At 60.7% G+C, this 19594-nt stretch carries 18 protein-coding genes; 8 read left to right on the plus strand and 10 right to left on the minus strand.

Going from position 1 to position 19594, the window contains the following annotated elements:
• Positions 1 to 128 precede the first annotated feature (128 nt).
• From AC1DNW_RS08105 to AC1DNW_RS08115, 3 genes are all read left to right on the plus strand, one after another.
• On the plus strand, positions 129 to 965 hold the full coding sequence (locus AC1DNW_RS08105; RefSeq protein ID WP_477852404.1) for a DUF4432 family protein: 837 nt from the start codon (positions 129 to 131) through the stop codon (positions 963 to 965).
• An 86-nt stretch (positions 966 to 1051) separates the two neighbouring features.
• Positions 1052 to 1390, plus strand: coding sequence for a protein tyrosine phosphatase family protein (locus tag AC1DNW_RS08110; protein ID WP_113300074.1), 339 nt, complete (start codon positions 1052 to 1054; stop codon positions 1388 to 1390).
• Between the two features lie 70 nt (positions 1391 to 1460).
• Positions 1461 to 1805, plus strand: a complete 345-nt coding sequence (locus tag AC1DNW_RS08115; protein ID WP_113300075.1) for a RidA family protein — start codon at positions 1461 to 1463, stop codon at positions 1803 to 1805.
• 39 nt (positions 1806 to 1844) lie between these two features.
• Here AC1DNW_RS08115 and AC1DNW_RS08120 read toward each other — a convergent pair whose 3' ends face one another.
• From AC1DNW_RS08120 to AC1DNW_RS08135, 4 genes are read right to left on the minus strand one after another with little or no spacing between them, the layout of a single operon-like run.
• Positions 1845 to 3503, minus strand: coding sequence for a thiamine pyrophosphate-binding protein (locus tag AC1DNW_RS08120; RefSeq protein ID WP_477852405.1), 1659 nt, complete (start codon positions 3501 to 3503; stop codon positions 1845 to 1847).
• Positions 3504 to 3516: 13 nt separating this feature from the next.
• Complete coding sequence (caiB, locus tag AC1DNW_RS08125) at positions 3517 to 4716, minus strand: succinate--glutarate CoA-transferase (protein WP_113308050.1); 1200 nt, start codon at positions 4714 to 4716, stop codon at positions 3517 to 3519.
• Positions 4717 to 4761: 45 nt separating this feature from the next.
• Positions 4762 to 5718: a DMT family transporter gene (locus tag AC1DNW_RS08130; RefSeq protein ID WP_113308051.1), complete on the minus strand. Its 957-nt coding sequence runs from the start codon at positions 5716 to 5718 to the stop codon at positions 4762 to 4764.
• Position 5719: 1 nt separating this feature from the next.
• On the minus strand, positions 5720 to 6664 hold the full coding sequence (locus AC1DNW_RS08135; protein WP_477852407.1) for an alpha/beta fold hydrolase: 945 nt from the start codon (positions 6662 to 6664) through the stop codon (positions 5720 to 5722).
• A 158-nt stretch (positions 6665 to 6822) separates the two neighbouring features.
• Between AC1DNW_RS08135 and AC1DNW_RS08140 the strand changes: the two genes are divergently transcribed.
• The 4 genes from AC1DNW_RS08140 (at position 6823) to metF (ending at position 11407) form a co-directional block, all read left to right on the plus strand.
• Positions 6823 to 7560: a ribonuclease T2 family protein gene (locus AC1DNW_RS08140; RefSeq protein WP_113308053.1), complete on the plus strand. Its 738-nt coding sequence runs from the start codon at positions 6823 to 6825 to the stop codon at positions 7558 to 7560.
• 108 nt (positions 7561 to 7668) lie between these two features.
• A complete protein-coding gene (gene ettA / locus AC1DNW_RS08145; protein ID WP_113300081.1) occupies positions 7669 to 9318 on the plus strand; it encodes an energy-dependent translational throttle protein EttA in 1650 nt (549 codons plus the stop codon).
• A gap of 160 nt (positions 9319 to 9478) precedes the next feature.
• Positions 9479 to 10504 (plus strand): metalloregulator ArsR/SmtB family transcription factor, encoded by a 1026-nt coding sequence (locus tag AC1DNW_RS08150; protein WP_113308054.1) that lies wholly within the window; start codon positions 9479 to 9481, stop codon positions 10502 to 10504.
• On the plus strand, positions 10505 to 11407 hold the full coding sequence (gene metF, locus AC1DNW_RS08155; protein ID WP_113300083.1) for a methylenetetrahydrofolate reductase [NAD(P)H]: 903 nt from the start codon (positions 10505 to 10507) through the stop codon (positions 11405 to 11407).
• Positions 11408 to 11832: 425 nt separating this feature from the next.
• Here metF and AC1DNW_RS08160 read toward each other — a convergent pair whose 3' ends face one another.
• The 5 genes from AC1DNW_RS08160 to AC1DNW_RS08180 all read right to left on the minus strand — a co-directional run bounded on the left by AC1DNW_RS08160 (position 11833) and on the right by AC1DNW_RS08180 (position 16975).
• Entirely contained in the window at positions 11833 to 12738 is a 906-nt protein-coding gene (locus tag AC1DNW_RS08160; protein WP_113308055.1) for a DMT family transporter, read from the minus strand.
• A gap of 96 nt (positions 12739 to 12834) precedes the next feature.
• Positions 12835 to 14061 (minus strand): lytic murein transglycosylase, encoded by a 1227-nt coding sequence (locus AC1DNW_RS08165; protein ID WP_477852483.1) that lies wholly within the window; start codon positions 14059 to 14061, stop codon positions 12835 to 12837.
• 83 nt (positions 14062 to 14144) lie between these two features.
• Positions 14145 to 14942, minus strand: a complete 798-nt coding sequence (locus AC1DNW_RS08170) for a glycoside hydrolase family 25 protein (protein ID WP_113308056.1) — start codon at positions 14940 to 14942, stop codon at positions 14145 to 14147.
• 120 nt (positions 14943 to 15062) lie between these two features.
• Positions 15063 to 15716: a class I SAM-dependent methyltransferase gene (locus AC1DNW_RS08175; RefSeq protein WP_477852485.1), complete on the minus strand. Its 654-nt coding sequence runs from the start codon at positions 15714 to 15716 to the stop codon at positions 15063 to 15065.
• 14 nt (positions 15717 to 15730) lie between these two features.
• Positions 15731 to 16975, minus strand: coding sequence for a BtaA family protein (locus tag AC1DNW_RS08180; protein ID WP_477852409.1), 1245 nt, complete (start codon positions 16973 to 16975; stop codon positions 15731 to 15733).
• A 196-nt stretch (positions 16976 to 17171) separates the two neighbouring features.
• Here AC1DNW_RS08180 and AC1DNW_RS08185 point away from each other — a divergent pair, with 196 nt between their 5' ends.
• Positions 17172 to 18566 (plus strand): serine hydrolase domain-containing protein, encoded by a 1395-nt coding sequence (locus AC1DNW_RS08185; RefSeq protein ID WP_113308059.1) that lies wholly within the window; start codon positions 17172 to 17174, stop codon positions 18564 to 18566.
• Positions 18567 to 18603: 37 nt separating this feature from the next.
• Here AC1DNW_RS08185 and AC1DNW_RS08190 read toward each other — a convergent pair whose 3' ends face one another.
• The gene (locus tag AC1DNW_RS08190) at positions 18604 to 19572 is read right to left on the minus strand and encodes a transglycosylase SLT domain-containing protein (RefSeq protein ID WP_477852410.1); all 969 of its coding nucleotides are present in this window, start codon (positions 19570 to 19572) and stop codon (positions 18604 to 18606) included.
• Positions 19573 to 19594: the final 22 nt, after the last annotated feature.

Below are 19594 nucleotides of genomic sequence, written 5' to 3' on the forward strand. Positions count from 1 at the left end.
CGTGAAGATGACGTTCCCGTGAAGTCGCCGGTTGCGGGGCTGCTGGGGCCATTTCAGCGGTCCCGATTGACGAGGGTGATCGCACGACCTAACCCTACCGCAGCCAAGATTCCCGGGAGGACAAGCCGATGATCGAATTTGCCGCAGCAAGCGGGCCGCGCCTGATGCTGGACGAAACATCGGTGCTGGATATCGGCGGCTGCATCGTCGAAGGCATCGATATCGCGCCGAAGCGGGCGATCCCTGATGATGGCGACCCGCGAATCGATCACTCGCTGGAAGGCTTCCTCTTTACCTGCGGCCCTGATCATATCCGTCATCGCCAGCCAATTCCCGGCACTGATGGTAAGATCTATCCGCTGCACGGCTCGGCTTCCGGCCATCCGGCGAAGGTGCTGTGGACGACGTTTGAGAATGGCAATGCCGAATGCCGCGCCGATATCGACATCACCACGGTCGAGGGCCTGCCGCAGCGCATCGAGCGTCTGTGGCAGATCGACGGAGCGACCGGCGAAGTTTCGCTGGAAGATCGCGTCGTCAACACAAGCGATGAGACCGTGCCGACCTTTCTCATGTACCACATGAACACCGGCGGCAAATGGCTTGATGGCGGAACGCGGCTCGAAGGCCGGATGCTTGATGGTGGCGGCTTTCCCTGGACCTTCGGCGAGGAGCCGGGCGGCATCTTTTGTGTCGAGGCCCCCGCTACCGAGGACGGTTTTGCCGAAATCCAGCTCGGGCCAATCGCAGCCGTTGGTGKCAAGACGCTGAGGGTGCGGTTCCKCGCCGATACGCTGCCGTATCTGCAGATCTGGCGTAACCAGAAAGCGCCGGCCGATATCGTCGGTATCGAACCGGTGTCGCACCGCTGGGTGCTGCGCCACGAGCTGGAGGCGGCGGGCGAGTTCAACTTGTTGAAGCCAGGTGAAAGCCGCAGCTACGGGCTACGTTTCGCCTTTGTCTAATGAAGGGCTGTTCGGCGAAGACGTGTTGACGCCTACGGGAGTGCGTCGTAGACCTTCAGCCCACCATTTTCGAGGAGATTGAGACGATGGATATCCGCCAGATCGACGATGAATACTCCGTTTCCGGCCAGATCACGGTCGAGGATCTCGACCAGATCAAGGCGCTCGGCTTCAAGTCTATCGTCTGCCATCGTCCGGACGACGAAAGCCCTGATCAAACGCCCTTTGCCGTCATCGAGGCCCGCGCCAAGGAGATCGGCCTTGAGATCACCCATGTGCCTGTCGGCCCGATGGGCGTGACCGAGGAAGCCGTGCAGGGCATGGTCGATGCGCTCGACGAATTCGAACGCCCGATGCTCGGTTACTGCCGCTCCGGCGCACGCTCCACGGCGATCTATCAGAAGACGCATCACATCCGCGCCTGATCCGGCCAAACCGGACCAATCCGACGCCGCCTGAGCGCGGCGTCTTTCATTTGATGAACAGGAGAACACGATGAGCATCAAGCGTATCGACATCGGCACCCGCATGAGCGGCGCCGTCATTCACGGCAACACCGTCTATCTCGCAGGCCAGGTCGGCGAAGGCGAAAGCGTTGCCGATCAGTGCAAGTCCGCGCTCGGCGAAGTCGACCGCCTGCTGGCTGCTGCCGGCAGCAGCAAGTCGAAGATCCTGCAGACGATCATCTATCTCTCGGACATCGCCTATTTCGCAGAGATGAACGCCGTCTGGGAAGGCTGGATCGACCCGGCAAACCCGCCGGCCCGCGCCACCAGCGAAGCCAAGCTCGCTGCGCCGAAGTACAAGGTCGAGTTCATCGTTACGGCTGCTCTCGACTAAGAGCGTCGCACAGAACGAGCTTGAGGCCGGTGAAGAAATTCACCGGCTTTTTGTTTGAGAGATTTCCGAAAGTGTTCTGGTTGGCGTAATCGCCTCGGGATCGAGCTTGATCTCGATGATCGACGGCTTACCGCTGTCGCGCGCCCGCTCGAAGGCCGGCGCAAAGTCCTCGGTCTTTTCCACCGTCTCGCCATGGCCGCCATAGKCGCGGGCAAGGGCTGCAAAATCCGGATTGGTAAGGTCGGTGGCGCTGACCCGGCCCGGATAGTCGCGCTCCTGATGCATGCGGATCGTGCCGTAGATGCCGTTATTGACGACGACCGATATGATCGGCAGGCTATAGCGTACAGCGGTCGCAAATTCCTGCCCGTGCATCAGGAAGCAGCCATCGCCGGCAAAGCAGATGACTTGCCTGTCGGGGAAGAGCTGCTTGGCGGCAACCGCGGCCGGCAGGCCATAGCCCATGGAGCCTGACGTTGGTGCCGCCTGTGTGTTGAAGCGGCGGAAGCGGTGGAAACGGTGCACCCAGGTGGCGTAGTTGCCGGCGCCATTGGTGAAGATGGTGTCCGGTTTCGTATTGGCCTCAAGCCACTCCATGATCGGCCCCATGTGGACGGCGCCGGGACCTGTCGCCGGCGGTTTCGACCAGGAGAGATAGGCCTGATGCATGCGCTCGGTGCGTTCGGCCCAGCGCGGCTCAGGCGGGGCTTCGAGATCGGCGAGCGCTTCGACGAAATCGGCTGGGCCGGCGCAGATGGCAAGATCGGGGCGGTAGACGCGGCCAAGTTCCGACGGGTCCGGATGGATGTGGACGAGCGACTGGGCCGGGTAGGGGATATCGATMAGCGTATAGCCCGAGGATGGCATCTCCGACATGCGGCTGCCGAGCAGGATGAGCAAGTCGCTCTCCTTGATTTCCTTCGCCAGCGCCGGATTGATGCCGATACCGACATCGCCGGCATAGGAGGGATGCAGGTGGTCGAAGAGCATCTGCCGGCGGAAGGAGCAGCCGACCGGCAGGCTGAAGCGCTGGGCGAAAGCCTGGAAATCGGCGACCGCATCGGCATCCCAGCGGGTGCCGCCGAGGACGACCATCGGCCTCTCGGCTTTCAAGAGACGCAGATAGAGATCATCGATCTGGCTGCGGCCGGGATGAGCTTCGATGCGGGCGTAACGCTTGGCGCGAGGCGCTTCTACCTCGTCGCGCAGCATATCCTCGGGCAGCGTCAGCACGACCGGACCTGGACGGCCGGATGTGGCGATCGCAAAGGCACGGGTGACAAATTCAGGGATGCGGGCGGCATCGTCGATCTCGCCGACCCATTTGGCAAATTCCGTGAAGGCGCGGCGGAACTCGACCTCCTGGAAGGCCTCCCGCTCGCGCGCCTCCCGCTGCACCTGACCGATGAAGAGGATCATCGGGATGGAATCCTGCTTCGCGATATGCAGGCCGGCAGAGGCATTGGTGGCGCCCGGGCCGCGGGTGACCATGCAGATGCCGGGCTCCCCGGTCAGCCGGCCCCAGCAATCCGCCATCATCGCCGCGCCGCCTTCCTGACGGCAGACGATCACATCGATATCGCTGTCGTGCAGGGCGTCGAGCACGGCAAGGAAGCTTTCGCCCGGGACGCAGGAGAGGCGTTTTACACCATTCGCCTTCAGTGCTTCGACGATCAGTTGTCCGCCTGTCCTTTTCATGGCCCCTTCCTTCTCATGGCGATGTCTTCCTCTCCCATTCCACAAGTTCGGCCAGTACTTCGGCATTGTGTTCGCCGAGACGCGGGCTCGGCCGTTCATATCGCAGCGGCGTTTCAGACAGCACGACCGGCGTGCGTACGCCCGGGATCATCGTGCCCGCAGCATCCGGTAGATCGACACGTAGGCCGCGTGCCGCAATCTGCGGATCGGCAAACATTTCCTCGATCGTGTTGATGGCACCGGCCGGCACGGCATTGTCTTCGCAGGCCTTGAGCAGATCCGCTTTTTGCCATCTAAGCGTTTCGGTTGAGACCATCCGGCGGACTGCATCTCTGTTGGCGACGCGGGCCTTGTTGGTCGCGAAGTTTTCGTCATCGGCGATGACGAGGCCAAGAATGGTGCAGAGGCGGCGGAACTGGCCGTCATTGCCGATGGCAAGAATGAGATAGCCGTCAGCCGTCGGCACGACCTCATAGGGGGAGATATTAGGATGGGCATTGCCGAGGCGCACGGGGGCGCGGCCGGAGACCAGATAATTCATGTTCTGGTTTGCGAGGACTGCCGATTGCACATCGAGCAGCGCCATGTCGATCAACTGGCCTTCGCCTGATTTCAGGGCATGGATGAGGGCGGCCTCGATCGCCGAGACGGCATAGATGCCGGTAAAGATATCGGCGATGGCCACACCCGCCTTCATCGGCTGTCCCTCAGGCTCTCCGGTGATCGACATGAAGCCGGACATGCCCTGGACGATGTAATCGTAGCCGGCGAGATTGGCGTAGGGGCCGGTCTGGCCGAAGCCGGTGATGGAGCAATAGACGAGGCGCGGGTTGATCGCCTTCAGGCTTTCGAAATCGAGCCCATATTTGACAAGGCCGCCGAGCTTGAAATTCTCGATCAGCACATCGGCGGTGGCGACGAGGCGGCGCACCAGCGACTGGCCTTCCGCGCTTTTGAGATCGGCGGTGACGGACCGTTTGCCGCGATTGGCGGAGTGGTAATAGGCGGCAGAGAGGTTTTCTCCATCCGCGCCCTCGACGAAGGGCGGCCCCCAGTGCCTCGTGTCGTCGCCGCCATCAGGATTTTCCACCTTTATGACATCGGCGCCGAGGTCGGCCAGCATCTGACCCGCCCAGGGACCGGCCAGCACGCGTGCAAGCTCGATGACCCTGATCCCGGCAAGCGGCGGCTTCTTCTTCACGTCTTCCGTCATGTTCCTCCCGGATTCCTCCCAAACTCCTTCCGTGGGCGGCGGATTTCAGGGCGCCCGCGTTGCCTCAGATGTATCGGATACGGGTTTGGAAGCAAAGCGCCGCTCGCGCCAGATGATGTAGAGACCCGAGGCGATGACGATGAGGATACCGACCCATTTCAAGGCATCCGGAAAATCGGCGAAAACCAGCCAGGCAAAGACCGTGGCCGACACGATTTCCAGATATTGCAGCGGTGCCAGCGTGGAAGCCGGGGCGGCGCGATAGGCATAGGCGGCAAGGATGCCGGTGATCGCCGCGGCGATGCCTGTGCCKAGCAGGTAGCCGAAGGCGGGAAGATCGGGCATGGTCGTGTCGATGATGTCGGAGCCGCTGCCATAACCGAAGAACAGGATGACGGCGCAGAAGAAAATGCCCCAGAGGCCGGTCTGGAACTGCATGGCCCAGGGATCTTCCCGATGCGACAGCACGCGTGTCATCAGTGCGAAGACGGCGATGCAGAAGGCACTGACGACGGGCAGCAGGGCGATGTAGCCGACCTGCTCGAAGCTTGGCTGGATGATCAGCATGGCGCCGAGGAAGCCCACGGCGCAGGCGCTGTAGCGCCGCCAGCCGATGGTCTCTTTCAGAAAGATGCTGCTGAGGATCGTCAGGATGATCGGCTCGACGAAGAAGATGGCGATCGCATCGGCAACCGCCATGACCTTCAGCGTTGTGACGAAGCTGATCATCGAGATGGTGACCATCGCGCCGCGGATCGCATGATACCAGCTCTGCTTCAGCGAGACCTGGATCTTGGCACCGCGCAGAAATATGAAAGGCAGCATGGTGAGCGACTGGATGACGAAACGGAAGGCGGCAACCTCCGTCGAGGAGATCGTTGTCGTCGCCAGCTTCGAGAAGATATCGATCAGCGGCGAGATCAGCACCGAGAGCAGCATGAAAAGCAAACCGAGCGTCACCTCGGATGAGGCGGGATGGCGGGTGGAACTCAGGCTCGTCATCTCAGGTCCTTTCGCTCGGGACCGTGCGGATTGCCTCGTCGCACCAACCGGCGAAATCCGCAATTGCCGTTTCCGCGCCGATCTCGTTCAGCGTTTCATGCCGCATGTCCTGATATATCTCAGTGCTGATACGGGAAAAGCCTTGGCTTTTCAAATGCTTTGACAACCAGAGTACGGCTTTTCCATTGTTGGTCGCCGGGTCATTACCGCCGCCGACAAGATGGATCGGCAGGTCCTTCGGCAGCTTCCCGAGCTGCCGGTCTTCTATGCCGCGGAAAGTGAGGGCGAAGACGTCCAGCCAAAGCGATACGGAGGCATCGAAGCCGCAAAGCGGATCGGCAATATAGGCGTCGACCTCGGCAGGATCGCGCGACAGCCAGTCGAATTCCGTGCGGTGATCGGGAATGGATTTGCCCCAGGCGGCAAATGTCAGCCTCGGCAGCATGTCGCTCGGCACGTCGGAGCCTTTCAATGCGCGCTCGGCAAGCAGGATCGCTTGCGCGGTGCGGCCGGAAAGACCGACGGCGAAATTCGAATTCCAGATAGCAAGGGCGGCGAAACGGCCGGGAAGAGCGGCGGCAGCGTTCAGCGCGATCAGGCCACCCATCGAATGACCGAACAGGATGACCGGCAGGCCGGGATGGCGGTTCGTGGCAAAGCCGTGGATGGCGGCGATGTCGTCGACGACGTGTTCGATGCCGCCCCGTCTTGCGAAACGGCCGAGCGGTCCATCGGGTGCGGTGGTCTCGCCATGGCCGCGATGGTCATGCGCGTAGACGTGATAGCCTCTTGCGGCCATGGCCTCGGCAAAGCGCCGGTAGCGGCGCGAGTGTTCGGCAAGCCCGTGAGAAATCATCAGGATAGCCCGCGCTTGTCCCTCCGCTGGCTGATGATGATAGGCAAGCGAAGCCCMGGCATTCTGAAGCCGCAATGTCTCGGAAAACATGCATTCCTCCCGCGCTCAAAAGACCAGATATCAAGGCAAATGCAATATTGCGGTTTGGCTCATACATGAGAAAGCATGGTTTTCGTTGCGATTCAGGGTTGCGCAAACTCCGTCTTCATGCTTTTTTGTTCCTGTATTGTTCTTTGTCGGGGCTATCAATGGGCAAGTTTTTCCTTTCAATTTCCATCCTGTTTCTTTCGTTATCGTCAGTCGGTTCCGCATCCGCGCAGGAAAGCGGGCGCACGCGCTTCATCCTGGCGGCAAGCTGGCAGCCGGCTTTCTGCCAGACCAACCAGAAGAAGGCGGAATGCGCCAACCAAAGCGGCGACCGCTACGACGCGACCAACTTTTCTCTCCACGGTCTGTGGCCAATGCGGCAGGACTATTGTGGCGTACCCACCGATCAGAAGGCTGCAGATAAGGACAGTAATTGGACGAGCCTGCCGGCCGTGAGCCTTTCGGCCGAGACGAAGGCGGCACTCGACAAGGCGATGCCCGGCACGCAGTCGGGTCTTGATCGGCATGAATGGATCAAGCACGGCACCTGCACGAAAATGAGTGCCGACGATTATTTCACCACCGCCATTCATCTGATGGGCGATCTCAATGCTTCTGCCGTGCGTGATCTCTTTGCCGCCAATGTCGGCAAGACGCTGAAGGCCGATGCAATCAAGGCGGCCTTCGACAAGAGCTTCGGCGCAGGCGCCAGCGACCGGGTGAAGATGAGCTGCCGGCGCGTCGGCAACAAACGCGTGATCAGCGAGTTGACGATCGGGCTTTCGCAGGATGCCGTTTCTGCTCAGGCAAAGGAGAAGGGTCTTGGCGGCCTCATCCAGGGGGCAGGGCAGACGTCCTTCGGCTGTGACGAAGGCCTTGTGGATGCTGCAGGCTTCTGATGGAAACATGCCGAAATCCTGACGAAACAGGGTTTCGGCGTTGCCCGCGGGCGTGGTTTCGCCTACATAGCGGCCACGATTTCAAGTTTCCGCCCGGAGCATCCCAGCATGGCACGCCAGTTCATCTATCACATGTCCGGCCTCAACAAGGCCTATGGCAACAAGAAGATCCTCGAGAATATCCATCTTTCTTTCTACCCCGACGCCAAGATCGGTATCCTCGGCCCGAACGGCGCCGGTAAGTCCACCGTGCTGCGCATCATCGCCGGTCAGGACAAGGAATATACCGGTGAAGCCTGGCTCGCCGAAGGCGCGACGGTCGGATACCTGGAACAGGAACCGAAACTCGATCCGAACAAGACAGTGTTTGAGAATGTCATGGAAGGCGTCGCCTCCAAGACGGCTGTGCTCGAGCGCTACAACGAATTGATGATGAACTATTCCGACGAGACGGCGGATGAGGGTGCAAAGCTCCAGGACATCATCGACAGCCAGAACCTCTGGGATCTGGAAAGCCAGGTCGAGATGGCAATGGAAGCCCTGCGCTGCCCGCCGCGCGACGCCGAAGTCACCAGCCTTTCGGGTGGTGAGCGCCGCCGTATCGCGCTTTGCCGCCTGCTGCTGTCGCAGCCGGATCTGCTGCTGCTCGACGAACCGACCAACCACCTGGACGCCGAGACGATCGCCTGGCTTGAAAAGCATCTGCGCGACTATCCGGGCGCCGTGATGATGATCACCCACGATCGCTACTTCCTGGACAACGTCACCGGCTGGATCCTCGAACTTGATCGCGGCCGTGGCATCCCCTACGAAGGCAACTACTCGGCTTACCTGCTCGCCAAGGCCAAGCGCATGCTGCAGGAAAACCGCGAAGAGGCAGGCCGCCAGAAGGCGATCAGCCGCGAACAGGAATGGATCGCTTCCAGCCCGAAGGCCCGTCAGGCGAAGTCCAAGGCGCGTATCAAGTCTTACGAACAGCTGGTGGAAGCCGCCGAGAAGCAGCGTCCCGGTGACGCGCAGATCATCATCCCGGTCAGCGAGCGTCTCGGCCAGGTGGTCATAGAGATGGAAGGCATCACCAAGGGCTTCGAGGGCCGCACGCTGATCAGCGATCTGTCGATCAAGCTGCCGCCGGGCGGCATCGTCGGCATTATTGGCCCGAACGGCGCCGGCAAGACGACGCTGTTCAAGATGATCACCGGCCAGGAAAAGCCGGATGCCGGATCGGTCCGCGTCGGCGAGACTGTGCATCTCGGTTATGTCGACCAGAGCCGCGACGCGCTCGACGGCAACAAGACGGTCTGGGAAGAAATCTCGGGCGGCGCCGAAATCATCAAGCTCGGCAAGTTCGACATGAACTCGCGTGCCTATTGCGGCGCCTTCAACTTCAAGGGCGGCGACCAGCAACAGAAGGTCGGCAATCTCTCGGGCGGCCAGCGCAACCGCGTTCACCTTGCCAAGATGCTGAAGGCCGGCGGCAATGTTCTGCTGCTCGACGAACCGACCAACGACCTCGATACGGAAACGCTCGGCGCTCTGGAAAGCGCGCTGGAAGCATTTGCAGGCTGCGCGATCATCATCAGCCACGATCGCATGTTCCTCGACCGTCTGGCGACGCATATCCTCGCCTTCGAAGGTGACGGCCATGTTGAATGGTTCGAAGGCAACTTCGAGGATTACGAGCAGGACAAGGTCCGTCGTCTCGGCCCCGATGCCCTCAACCCCGGMAGCCAGGCTCACAAGCGCCTGACCCGCTGATCAGCGATCATTTACGCTTTCGGAAAGCCCCGATTTGGCCGGGGCTTTCTTGTTTTTATTGTCGTTATCACCAAAGGCAATTTCGCAAATCGGTGAAATGCCGCTTGCCTCAGCTATCCAAATCACATAAAGATATCTTTATATCTTGATTGGGTAGAATATGAACGAACCCCTAAGGCTTGGACTGGATGCGCTGGTGGACGTCTTGAAGGCGGCCGGCGAACCGACGCGCCTGCGACTGCTGGCGCTGCTGGCGGCGGGTGACCTGACCGTGACCGATCTTACGGAAATTCTCGGCCAATCCCAGCCTCGTATCTCACGGCATCTGAAGCTGCTCGGTGAGGCGGAACTGATCGACCGCTACCAGGAGGGTGCCTGGGCCTATTTCCGGCTGGCGCATGAGGGCAAGGCTGCCGCGCTGGTGCGGGCTTTGCTAAAGCATGTCTCCGAAAACGACCCCGTCGTCCAGCGCGACGGCGAGCGCCTCGCCACCGTCAAGCGGCAGCGCGCCGAACGGGCACAGGCCTATTTCAGCCGTAATGCTGCCGAATGGGACGAGCTTCGCCGTCTGCACGCCGCTGACGAAGAGGTGGATGCGGCAGTCATCAAGCTGCTTGGCGGCAATCCGATCGATTCCCTGCTCGATCTCGGCACCGGCACCGGCCGTATGCTGGAGCTTCTGTCCGGTCGTTATCGCCACGCAATCGGCGTCGATGCCAGCCGCGACATGCTGAGCGTGGCGCGCGCCAATCTCGACAAGTCACGTATCACGACGGCTTCGGTGCGCCATGCCGATATCCTGAACCTGCCTTTCGAGGGACAGGATTTCGATCTGGTGACCATCCATCAAGTGCTGCATTTCTTCGATCAGCCTGATATCGCGATCACCGAAGCCGCGCGCATGCTGCGGCCGGGCGGACGTCTCGTCATCATCGATCTGGCGCCGCACAATCTCGAATACCTTCGCGATGAACATGCCCATGTCCGTCTCGGCTTTTCGCATCAGGCCATGTCGGAATGGGTGCGTAAAGCCGGGCTCGATGTCGAGCAGGTCGTCGATCTTCATCCGGGTCAGCAGGGTGGGCAGGGCCTTACGGTCACGATCTGGCTCGCGCGCGACCCGAGGCGCCTCATGGCCTCGCTGGAGAGCGAAGGCGCCGTACCTACATTTGCCGGGAGAGAATAAATGACCCAGAAAAACGACGCCCGCCGCCGCGATATTGCGATCTCCTTCGAGTTTTTCCCGCCGAAGTCCGAGGAGATGGAAGGTCAGCTGTGGAACACCGTCCGCGATTTGCAGGACTGGAACCCGGAATTCGTCTCCGTGACCTATGGTGCCGGTGGCACCACCAAGGCGCCGACGCTCTCGACCGTCACGCGGTTTCTGGCTGACACTCCGCTCGCAACCGCCTCGCACCTCACCTGCGTCAGCGCCACGAAGGAAGAGACGCATCAGGTCGTCGACAGCTTCCGCAAGGCGGGTGTGACGCATTTCGTGGCGTTGCGCGGCGATGCGCCCGGCGGCGTCGGTGCGCCCTATCAGCCGCATCCGGGCGGTTATGCCAATGCGGCGGAACTGGTGGCCGGCCTCAAGCAGATCGGCGATTTCGAGATTTCTGTTTCTGCCTACCCGGAAAAGCATCCGGAAAGCCGCGACCAGGTGGCCGACATCGACATGCTGAGGCAGAAGGCCGAGAATGGCGCCGACCGCGCGCTGACGCAGTTCTTCTTCGACAACGACAATTTCGAGCGCTATCTCGAGAAGGTGCGCGCCGCCGGCGTCAAGATCCCCGTTGTGCCTGGTATCATGCCGATCCAGAATCTGACGCAGCTGAAGCGTTTTGCCGGTGCCTGCGGCACGGTCATCCCTGATTTCCTCGATGCGCGTTTTGCCGGATATGATGACAAGCCGGAAGAGCGCGCCAAGGTCGCAGCCGAGGTTGCCGCGGAACAGATCGAAGATCTTATCCGCCGCGGGCTGCACGAGTTCCATCTCTACACGATGAACCGTGCGCCGCTGGTTTCGGCCGTTCTCGACAATCTCGGCCTCTCGCGCCAGACGGCAAGAAGTGCGGGCGCGGCAGCTTAAACCGACACACGCTATTGCAGACAAAGGAAAAGCGCATGGCCGGGCGGGGCATGCGCTTTTCGGTGTTGTTTGTTCTTCAGGAGTGTAGGTATTTCAGTTTTTGACGCTTCGCATCGGCTCAAATGAAGAGCATGGATACGACGAATGCGAACGCTGCACTGACCAACAKGACATTCAAGGATTGCGTAAGTCCCATGTCTGCCTCCTCKCGTTAACCGGCTAATAATATGTCGKAAAAGTGTCGATTGGAAAGCGCTTCTTGTGCTGCACTGCCGAAGAAGGCAGTGGATAAGTCTAACCACCATTCTGCAAGTTRCTGATATTCAATCGGAAAATTCCGCTCTCAAAATTTAACGATCCGTTACAATTCGGTAGTCCCGATTCATACTTTTGGCGGAAGAATGGCGCGCTGCAGCATAATACTTTCAGGCTACCGCGCCTGAGCGCCGGTAGACGCGGCCGTCGAGTATGACGAGCCCAGCGCCGATCAGCGCCATGCCGGCAATGTCAGTCATTTCCAGCCGCTCGCCGAGGAAGAGGAGGCCGAGCAGTATCGCGCTCGGCGGTACGAGCAGCGTCACCAGCGAGGTATTGGTGGCGCCTGCCGCCGCCATGATGCGAAAATAGAGGATATAGCCGAAGGCGGTGGACACCAGGGCAATCGCCAGAATGGCGGCGATGGAATTGATTGAAGGCATGGCAAGCGCCCAGGGGTGGTCCAGGGCGAGCGATAGCGGCATGGCCACGAGCGAGGATGCCGTCATCTGGCCGGCCGCAATGACCGGCGGCGCGACGCCCTTGAAGCGCTTGCTGTAGGTGGCGGCAAATCCGTAGGAGACCGCGGCGATCACAGGCAGAAGGAGCGCCCAGAGGGGCAGGTCACTGCCATCAGCGACGCTCGGGCCGATGAGGACGACCGTGCCCAGCAGGCCGGTGAGGCAGCCGATGATCTTGGCCGAGGAGAGCTTCTCGTCCGATGTCAGATAATTGGCGATCAGCACCGTCCAGATCGGCGTCGTGGCGTTGAGGATGGAGGCCAGGCCGGCGCCGATGCGCGTCTGGCCGAAGAAGATCAGCGCATGGGGCAAGGCGTTGTTGAGGATGCCGAGAACGAGGAATTCGCGCCAGCGTCTCTTCAGGAGCGGATAGATGCCGAAGCGGCCGCCGATATAGACATGAAGCGCAAGGGCCGCGATGGATAGGCGCAGGAAGACGAGGGTAAGCGGCGGCACTTCGGAAACAGCGATGCGCGCGAAGAAGAAGGAGCCGCCCCAGATCAGACCAAGCAGGGCAAGGAGCCCCCAGGTCAATGCGCTCATTCTCTGTTCCATGCCGATTCCTMCCGCTCCAGGCGAAAGTTCTATCCTATCGACAAGGAGCCGCCACCCGATTCATGCAGCCGGGTGGCGAGAGGCAATGGTGACGGATCAGAGCGCGTTGAGCAGGGTCGGCGTCGCCCAGCCGTCAGCCGGCATACCGAGGCGGAGCTGTTCCTTCTGGATCGCGACACGGGTGCCGGAACCAAGGATGCCGTCGATTTCGCCGACATCGTGGCCGAGTGAATCCAGCTTCGTCTGCAGCTGCTTCATCTGGTCGTTGGAAAGGCCCTGTTCAGGCGTACCCTTGAGATAGGTCTGGGCGCCCGAAAGGCGGGTCGCGAAATAGGCGGCAGAAGTTGTGTAGATGAACGACTTGTTCCATTCCAGATAGATCTTGAAGTTCGGGTAGGCGATGAAGGCCGGTCCGAGGCGGCCCTGCGGCAGCACGAGATCGCCTTCGAGGTTGGCAAAACCGGTATTGCCGTCGCGCGGCTTGACGCCGAGGTTGAACCATTCGCCTGCCGTCATCGTGCCGCCGAGGCCGGATTTGTCCCAGGGGAGGGTGTCGGGCAGGGTGACTTCCTGCAGCCAGGGCTGGCCGCGCTCGAAACCGAGATGCTGGATAAACTTGGCGGCCGTCAGGATCGCGTCCGGGCTGCTCTGCTTGAGGCGCACATGGCCGTCACCATCGCCATCCATGCCATAGGCTATGATATCGCGCGGCAGCATCTGAACCTGGCCGATTTCTCCGGCCCAGGCGCCGGTATTGGTCTGCGGATCGAKATCGCCATGCTGGACCATTTCGATGAGGGCGATCAGCTGCGGGCGGAAGAGTTCCGGGCGGCGGCAGTCATGCGAGAGCGTCACCAGCGCATTGCGCGTGTTGAAATCACCCTGCACAGCGCCGAAATCCGTTTCCATCGCCCAGAAGGCAGTGATGATGCCGGCGGGAACGCCGTAGTCCTGTTCGGCGCGGGCGAAGACATCGGCATACTGCTTCATCTTCTGGCGGCCGATATCGAGACGAGCCTGGCTAACGGTGCGCTGCGAGAACTCGAGGAAGGTCTGGCGGAAGACGCCCTGGGCGCGGTCGCGGCTCAGTACCTTGGGGTCGATCTCAGCGCCGGCCAGCGCCTGGTCTGCTGCTTCGGCGCTCGCGCCCGCAGCAATCGCCTCTTTCTTGACGCCCTGAAGGAAGGTGGAGAGATCGCCGCCGCAGGGTGCTGCCGGGGTCGAAGCCGCCGCATCAGGCGCTTGCTGGGCGGCGGCCCCTGTTGCTAGGACGCAGGCAAACAGAAGGGCAAGTGCAGAGCAGCTTTTGAGCGAGCGGTGCATGAAACGATCCTCGTAAAATGACATAGAATTCCGCCGACTTCACAGATGAATGTGACGGAAGCAAGAAAGATTAGGGCACGTTACTAAGAATTTCTATCCTTGGAAACGTCGGCAACCCAGTTGTTCCAGTTTTTTGCGGAGCCCGCGAAGACATTGATATCAGTCGGCCCCCGAATGCCGGGAATGACGCCCGTCGACGTATATTGCCAGAAGGCCCAGCGGCGGTCGGCATAGGTCACATCGGGATGTTTGGCGGTCGAGCGGACCCAGAAATGGTAGTCCTGGAAATAGCCGTCGAGATTGTCGCGGTGGAAGTCGACTGAGGTGTAGATGATCGGCCTCTTGCCGTAATAGGCTTCCAGGCGATCCATGAAACGCTTCATTTCGGAGCGCACCGTGGCCGCGTCGGGGCGCAAGCGACAGGTCTTCGATTCTGCATTCCATTCCACATCCAGCACCGGCGGCAGGCGCATGGATTCCCTGGGAACGTTGCGGATGAACCAGTCGGCCTGATCATCGGCGGAAGAGCAGAAGTAATAGAAGTGGTAAGGCGCATGCGGAATGCCGGCAGCGGCTGCTTCGCGCCAGTATTTGTCAAAGCGCGAGTCAACCCTGTCCTTGCCTTCGGTTGCCTTGATGAAGGCGAAGGCGACACCGGATTTGCGCACCGTCTGCCAATCGATATCACCCTGCCATTTGGAGATATCGATGCCGTGGACCGCATTTTGCTGCGGGTGCTTGGTGCCGAAATCCTGCGGATCGGTATCCTGAAAGCGGATCTTCGGCTTTATGGAAGCGGTTTCGAGATAATCGTAACCCGTGGAGCTGCAACCGGCGAGCAGCAGGGCAAGCGGCAGGACGCAAAACAGAAGCCGACGCATGAATGTTCCGTCGTGATGATGGATCTGCCCCACAGCTTGACCTTCGAAAACACGCGCCTAGCAGAGGGTATAACCCTCTTTTCTAATATCAACGTAAAAAAATGGTTATTTACAAGCGAATTATGAGCGCTTGCTGATAATCGCGGCCCGCCAGGCGTAACCGCCGCCGATCGCCTCGAACGACAATCTCGCGTTATTTTCAGCAGCTTGCGCTTCCAGAACCTCGCGCAGATTGGCGCGTGGGGTGACATGGAATTTGGCGAGCCAGGCCTGCAGCAGGCTGCGGAACCAGGCGGGCAGGCCTTCCTGTTGGCCGAAATCGACGATGTGGAGCTCGCCGCCGGGATTGAGCGCGGCAATCGATGCATCCACCGCGCGTTCCCAATCCGGGATCATCGAAAGCGCATAGGAAATGAGGATGCGGTCGAACCCGACAGTGCCGAATTCGCGCGGCGTGTAGGCGGTGGCGTCCGCCACGCGAAAGTCAGGGATCGTCGCCTTGGTGGCAAAGGTCTTGCGCGCCGAGATCAGCATTTCCTGGGAGATGTCGAGACCGTAGAGTTTCGCCGTCGGGAAGTGCTTGTGGGCAAAGGCCATGTTGCGGCCGGTGCCGCAGCCGACTTCCAAGAGCGTGCCGCCCTCGGGAACGTCGAGATTGCGGATCGTGCGGTCGCGGCCGAGAAGATAGTATTTGCGGGTCAGGTCGTAGAAATGGCGCTGGTAGCGATACATGCCGTCCATCAGGTCGGCATGTTCCTCGCTCTTGACGGTCATCTCGTCGACTTTGCTCACGCCTTTTTCCCGTAGATGTGGAAACCGCCGTAAATCGCCGAACGGTCCTGGGTGGTCATCTCACGCGACTGCTCTTCGAAATAGTGCCACTGGTCGCGAATTTCAGGGGCGAGGCGGCCTTCGATAATGCTCTTTTCGGCTGCCGTGCGGAAAATCACCCGGGCGCCTTCGCGCGCCGTGCGGGTGATCTCGCGCCAGACATCGTTGAGCTGCTGATCGGTCATCCAGTCCTGTGCATCGAGCAGGATGTAGCGGTCGCGCGAGGCGGCGGGCTMGCCGGCCAGAAGCTCCGTGAAGCTTGCGTGATGGACGTTGACACGATCGACATTGGCGCGGATCACTTCGTAATGCTCCGGCTTCAGATAGGTCGGCAGCGGGCCTTCCTCGCCATCGGCATAGCGGCGTGCGAAAGCCTGCCAGGCGAAATAGTTGTCGCGCATCGGGAAATGACAGGCGAGCTTTTCGAGGCGGTGCTTRAGAACCGGTGCGATGGAATTGTCGGCGGCAAGGCTTGCCAGCTCGTCATATTGCTGTGGCGGGATGCCGAGACCGAAGAGCGAGCTCTTGCGGTTGGTGATCCAGCGTACGACGGGCTTTTCGAAGAGGGGAGCGATCTGGTCTTCGAAGAACTGGCGCTGCTCGCGGATCGACCGGGTCTTGGTCATTTCCTGCAGTTTCACGCCGTGCAGGCGGGCGAGCAGATGAGCGGCGCCGATGAAGCGGCCGAGCAGGCCGGTTTCATAGATATTGCGATTAAAGACGGTGACGCGACGACGGCCGAACTTGCGGGTGTTCCAGTAAGCGCGGGTTGTCTCATCAAGATTCGACGACAGGACACTGTCGAAAACCCGGCTGTTCGATTTCTCGTTCGGCATCGCCAGGAAACGGACGAGATCGGTATGGTTCGGCAGGTTCTTGAAAGCGGCAAGCTTCAGCCTGTTCAGCGCGATATGGTGCGGATTGAGATCCACCACGTCGATCGAAGCCGGCGCCTTGGAAAGGTAGGCGAGCATGTTGCAGCCACCGGAACCGATCGTGACGATACGGTGATTAGGCTTCAGCTCCATCGCCTGCATATCGAGATCAGGGTCTTCCCAGATCTGCGGATAAACGAGGCCGGAAAAGAGAAGGCCGAAGAGTCGCTCGGAGAAGCCGTCCTTGGAAAAAGCCTTGTGGCGGAGAAGCGCTGCCTTGAGTTTCCGGTTCTTGCGGAAGCCGGTATCCGGTGCAAATTCCGACATGAGTCTGTCACCTTTTTAGCGTTCAGGGCGTGTAACGCGCCTCTGCTACAGTTTKATGACGAGCCCTGTGGGCCAAGGCTTCCGCGAAGCTCTGTGAAGACCTCCTCGAAATTTGAAGTCGATTGAAGAGCTTCTTTTCGCTTCTCTCTTTCCGTGAGCCAAGTTTCCTGCTTCTCTCCGTTCCGTGGAGGATTGCATGCGAGTTGTTCCGCGTATCGTCAAGGGCTTGGGCCTGCTTGTCATTCTCGCTGTCACAGGCGCAGCCGCGTGGCTCTCCTTAAGCCCGCCGGAGCTTCTGAAAGTGGGCAATGGCTACGCCGCCAAGATCGTCTGTTCCAATGTCTTCATCGCCGGCCGCGATCCCGACGCCGTGCTTTATGACGACGTGCAGGCGCCTGGAAACCCGCTGCTGCGGCTGATGCGCGTCGAGGTCGATCGTGACGCCGGGCGGGTGACCTCGCGCTTCATGGGCCTGTTTGCGCCGAACTACGCGCTTTATCGTGGCGCCTTCGGCTGCACCAGCGTGCCCGACGGTGATTTCGATGCCGCCTCCAAGGCTACGCCGCTCGTACCGGCGCCGCGGGCGGGCGAAAACGACGCAGTCTGGCCGGATGGCGAGGGCGTCGATACCGCGGCCGGAAATGCGAAAATCGCGGCGCTTCTGGCCGATGCCAAGCTTGCCGGGCCGGCGATGCGGGCGATGGTCGTCGTGCAGGATGGCCGCATCATTGCTGAAAGCTACGGGCCGGGCTTCAGCGTCAGCACGCCGCTCGTCGGCTGGTCGATGACGAAGACGGTCAACGCGGCGCTGATCGGCCGGTTGATGCTGTCAGGCAAGATCTCCTATGACGACACACATCTTTTGCCGCAATGGGCGAATGATACGCGCGGCGACATCAAGCTTTCCGACCTGATGGGCATGGAAAGCGGGCTCGCCTTCAATGAGGATTACGGTGCCGTCGCCGATGTGACGCGCATGCTCTATCTCGATCCTGATATGGTTTCCCTGCCGGCGAATGCGTCTCTCATGGCTGCTCCGGGCACGGATTTCCATTATTCGAGTGGCACGGCCTTGCTCCTGTCTCGCATCTGGATGAACAAGGTCGGCGATCCGCGCGCGGCCTTCGACTATCCGCGCGATGCGCTATTCGGTCCGCTCGGAATGACGAGCGCCGTTTTCGAGGCCGATGAGCGCGGCACATTTGCCGGCAGCTCCTATCTCTATGCGACGGGACATGACTGGGCGCGCTTCGGCCAATTCCTGCTGCAGGATGGCGTATGGAACGGGCAGAGGCTTCTGCCGGAGGGATTCGTAGCGATGATGCGGACGCCGACATCAAGTTCCGGCGGCAAATATACGCAAGGCCAAGCGTGGCTTGCGGGACCGGGCGGCGGCGGCACGAGCGCCGAGTTCGGGCTGCCGCAGGACACGTTCTGGCTGCAGGGTCATGACGGCCAGGCGGTCGCGATCGTGCCGTCAGCCAATCTCGTCTTCGTCCGCATGGGATTGACGCCGAGCTGGCTGCGCTACAGGCCGCAGGTCGTGCTGAAGGAAATTCTCAATACGCTTCAGTCGGCAAAAGCCGGCTGAACGTCGTCACCGAGATGTCTGGTATCGGTCGTTGATATCAGTAATTGCCTTGGGCGATGTCAGTCATGCCCTTGCGCTTGGCGTCGTAATAATAGCCGCGGGCATAGAGACGAACGGCATCGTCTTCTTTCCTGTCGGCAACCTGCCAGGCGCCMTGCAGGTATTTGCCCGCATATTTGATATTGGTTTCAGCATCGAAAAGGCCGGCAGCGTTGCCGTCGTAACCCATCGACTTTGCGGTATTGTACTTGATCTGCATGAGACCGAAGTAGCCGCGCTTGTTGTAGGCCTTGGAATTGTAGCGGCTCTCGCGATGAACGACGCGGTGGAGCAGTGATTCCGGTATTTCATAGAGCTTGGAATATTTGCTGATGAGCTTGCTGACGAGGCTCTTTTCGACGGTCGGCGCATCATCGCTGTCGTCGTCGCTGAACATCGGCGGGGCTGCCGGCGGGTCGATCGGGCCGGACTCGTCGAAGCCGTAATCCATGGTGAAGCGCGGTGTAGTACCGACAGCGGCAAGAGCCGCGAGCGCGCCGTTCTGCGGCGTTGTGGCTGCGAAGGCGAGCTGCGTCGAGGGACTCGCAGGCGAGCCCGGCCGCGGCGTCGGAACGACGGACTGGATCGCCGTCATCTCGGGCGTCAGCGGAATGGGAGCATAGCCGTTGACGGCTACCGGCTGGACACCGCCCTGCATGGCGAAATCGCCGGCCTGCTGCTGGACGGGCGAAACCACATTCGGCATCGCCGTTGCGGTGAGGGCGGGTGCTGTGGTCGATGCCTGTGGATTGAGTGTGGCGACGGTCTGGCCGGTTGCGCCTTCAGCGGTCGGCACGGCAGCCAGCGTTGCATCTTCGCCGGGCTTCGGCATGGGAATCACGGTCTGTGCGGCGGTCAGTTCTGCCTGAGAGGTATATTCGACGCTCGCGCATCCTGACATGACGCCGCAGAGCATGGTCGAGACCACGAGACTGCGTTTCAGGCCGGAAAATCCGATCGCTACCATTCTGTCACTTTCGTGAATCACG

The organism is Rhizobium sp. 05L429 (assembly GCF_056397645.1).

What these genes read in the sequence shown, in the direction of transcription:
- AC1DNW_RS08150 (WP_113308054.1), top strand. Translation starts at nt 9,479, where the DNA reads ATGAACGAACCCCTAAGGCTTGGACTGGATGCGCTGGTGGACGTCTTG.
- AC1DNW_RS08175 (WP_477852485.1), bottom strand. Translation starts at nt 15,716, where the DNA reads ATGACCGTCAAGAGCGAGGAACATGCCGACCTGATGGACGGCATGTAT.
- AC1DNW_RS08115 (WP_113300075.1), top strand. Translation starts at nt 1,461, where the DNA reads ATGAGCATCAAGCGTATCGACATCGGCACCCGCATGAGCGGCGCCGTC.
- AC1DNW_RS08170 (WP_113308056.1), bottom strand. Translation starts at nt 14,942, where the DNA reads ATGCGTCGGCTTCTGTTTTGCGTCCTGCCGCTTGCCCTGCTGCTCGCC.
- AC1DNW_RS08160 (WP_113308055.1), bottom strand. Translation starts at nt 12,738, where the DNA reads ATGGAACAGAGAATGAGCGCATTGACCTGGGGGCTCCTTGCCCTGCTT.
- AC1DNW_RS08185 (WP_113308059.1), top strand. Translation starts at nt 17,172, where the DNA reads ATGCGAGTTGTTCCGCGTATCGTCAAGGGCTTGGGCCTGCTTGTCATT.
- caiB (WP_113308050.1), bottom strand. Translation starts at nt 4,716, where the DNA reads ATGACGGAAGACGTGAAGAAGAAGCCGCCGCTTGCCGGGATCAGGGTC.
- metF (WP_113300083.1), top strand. Translation starts at nt 10,505, where the DNA reads ATGACCCAGAAAAACGACGCCCGCCGCCGCGATATTGCGATCTCCTTC.
- AC1DNW_RS08110 (WP_113300074.1), top strand. Translation starts at nt 1,052, where the DNA reads ATGGATATCCGCCAGATCGACGATGAATACTCCGTTTCCGGCCAGATC.
- AC1DNW_RS08140 (WP_113308053.1), top strand. Translation starts at nt 6,823, where the DNA reads ATGGGCAAGTTTTTCCTTTCAATTTCCATCCTGTTTCTTTCGTTATCG.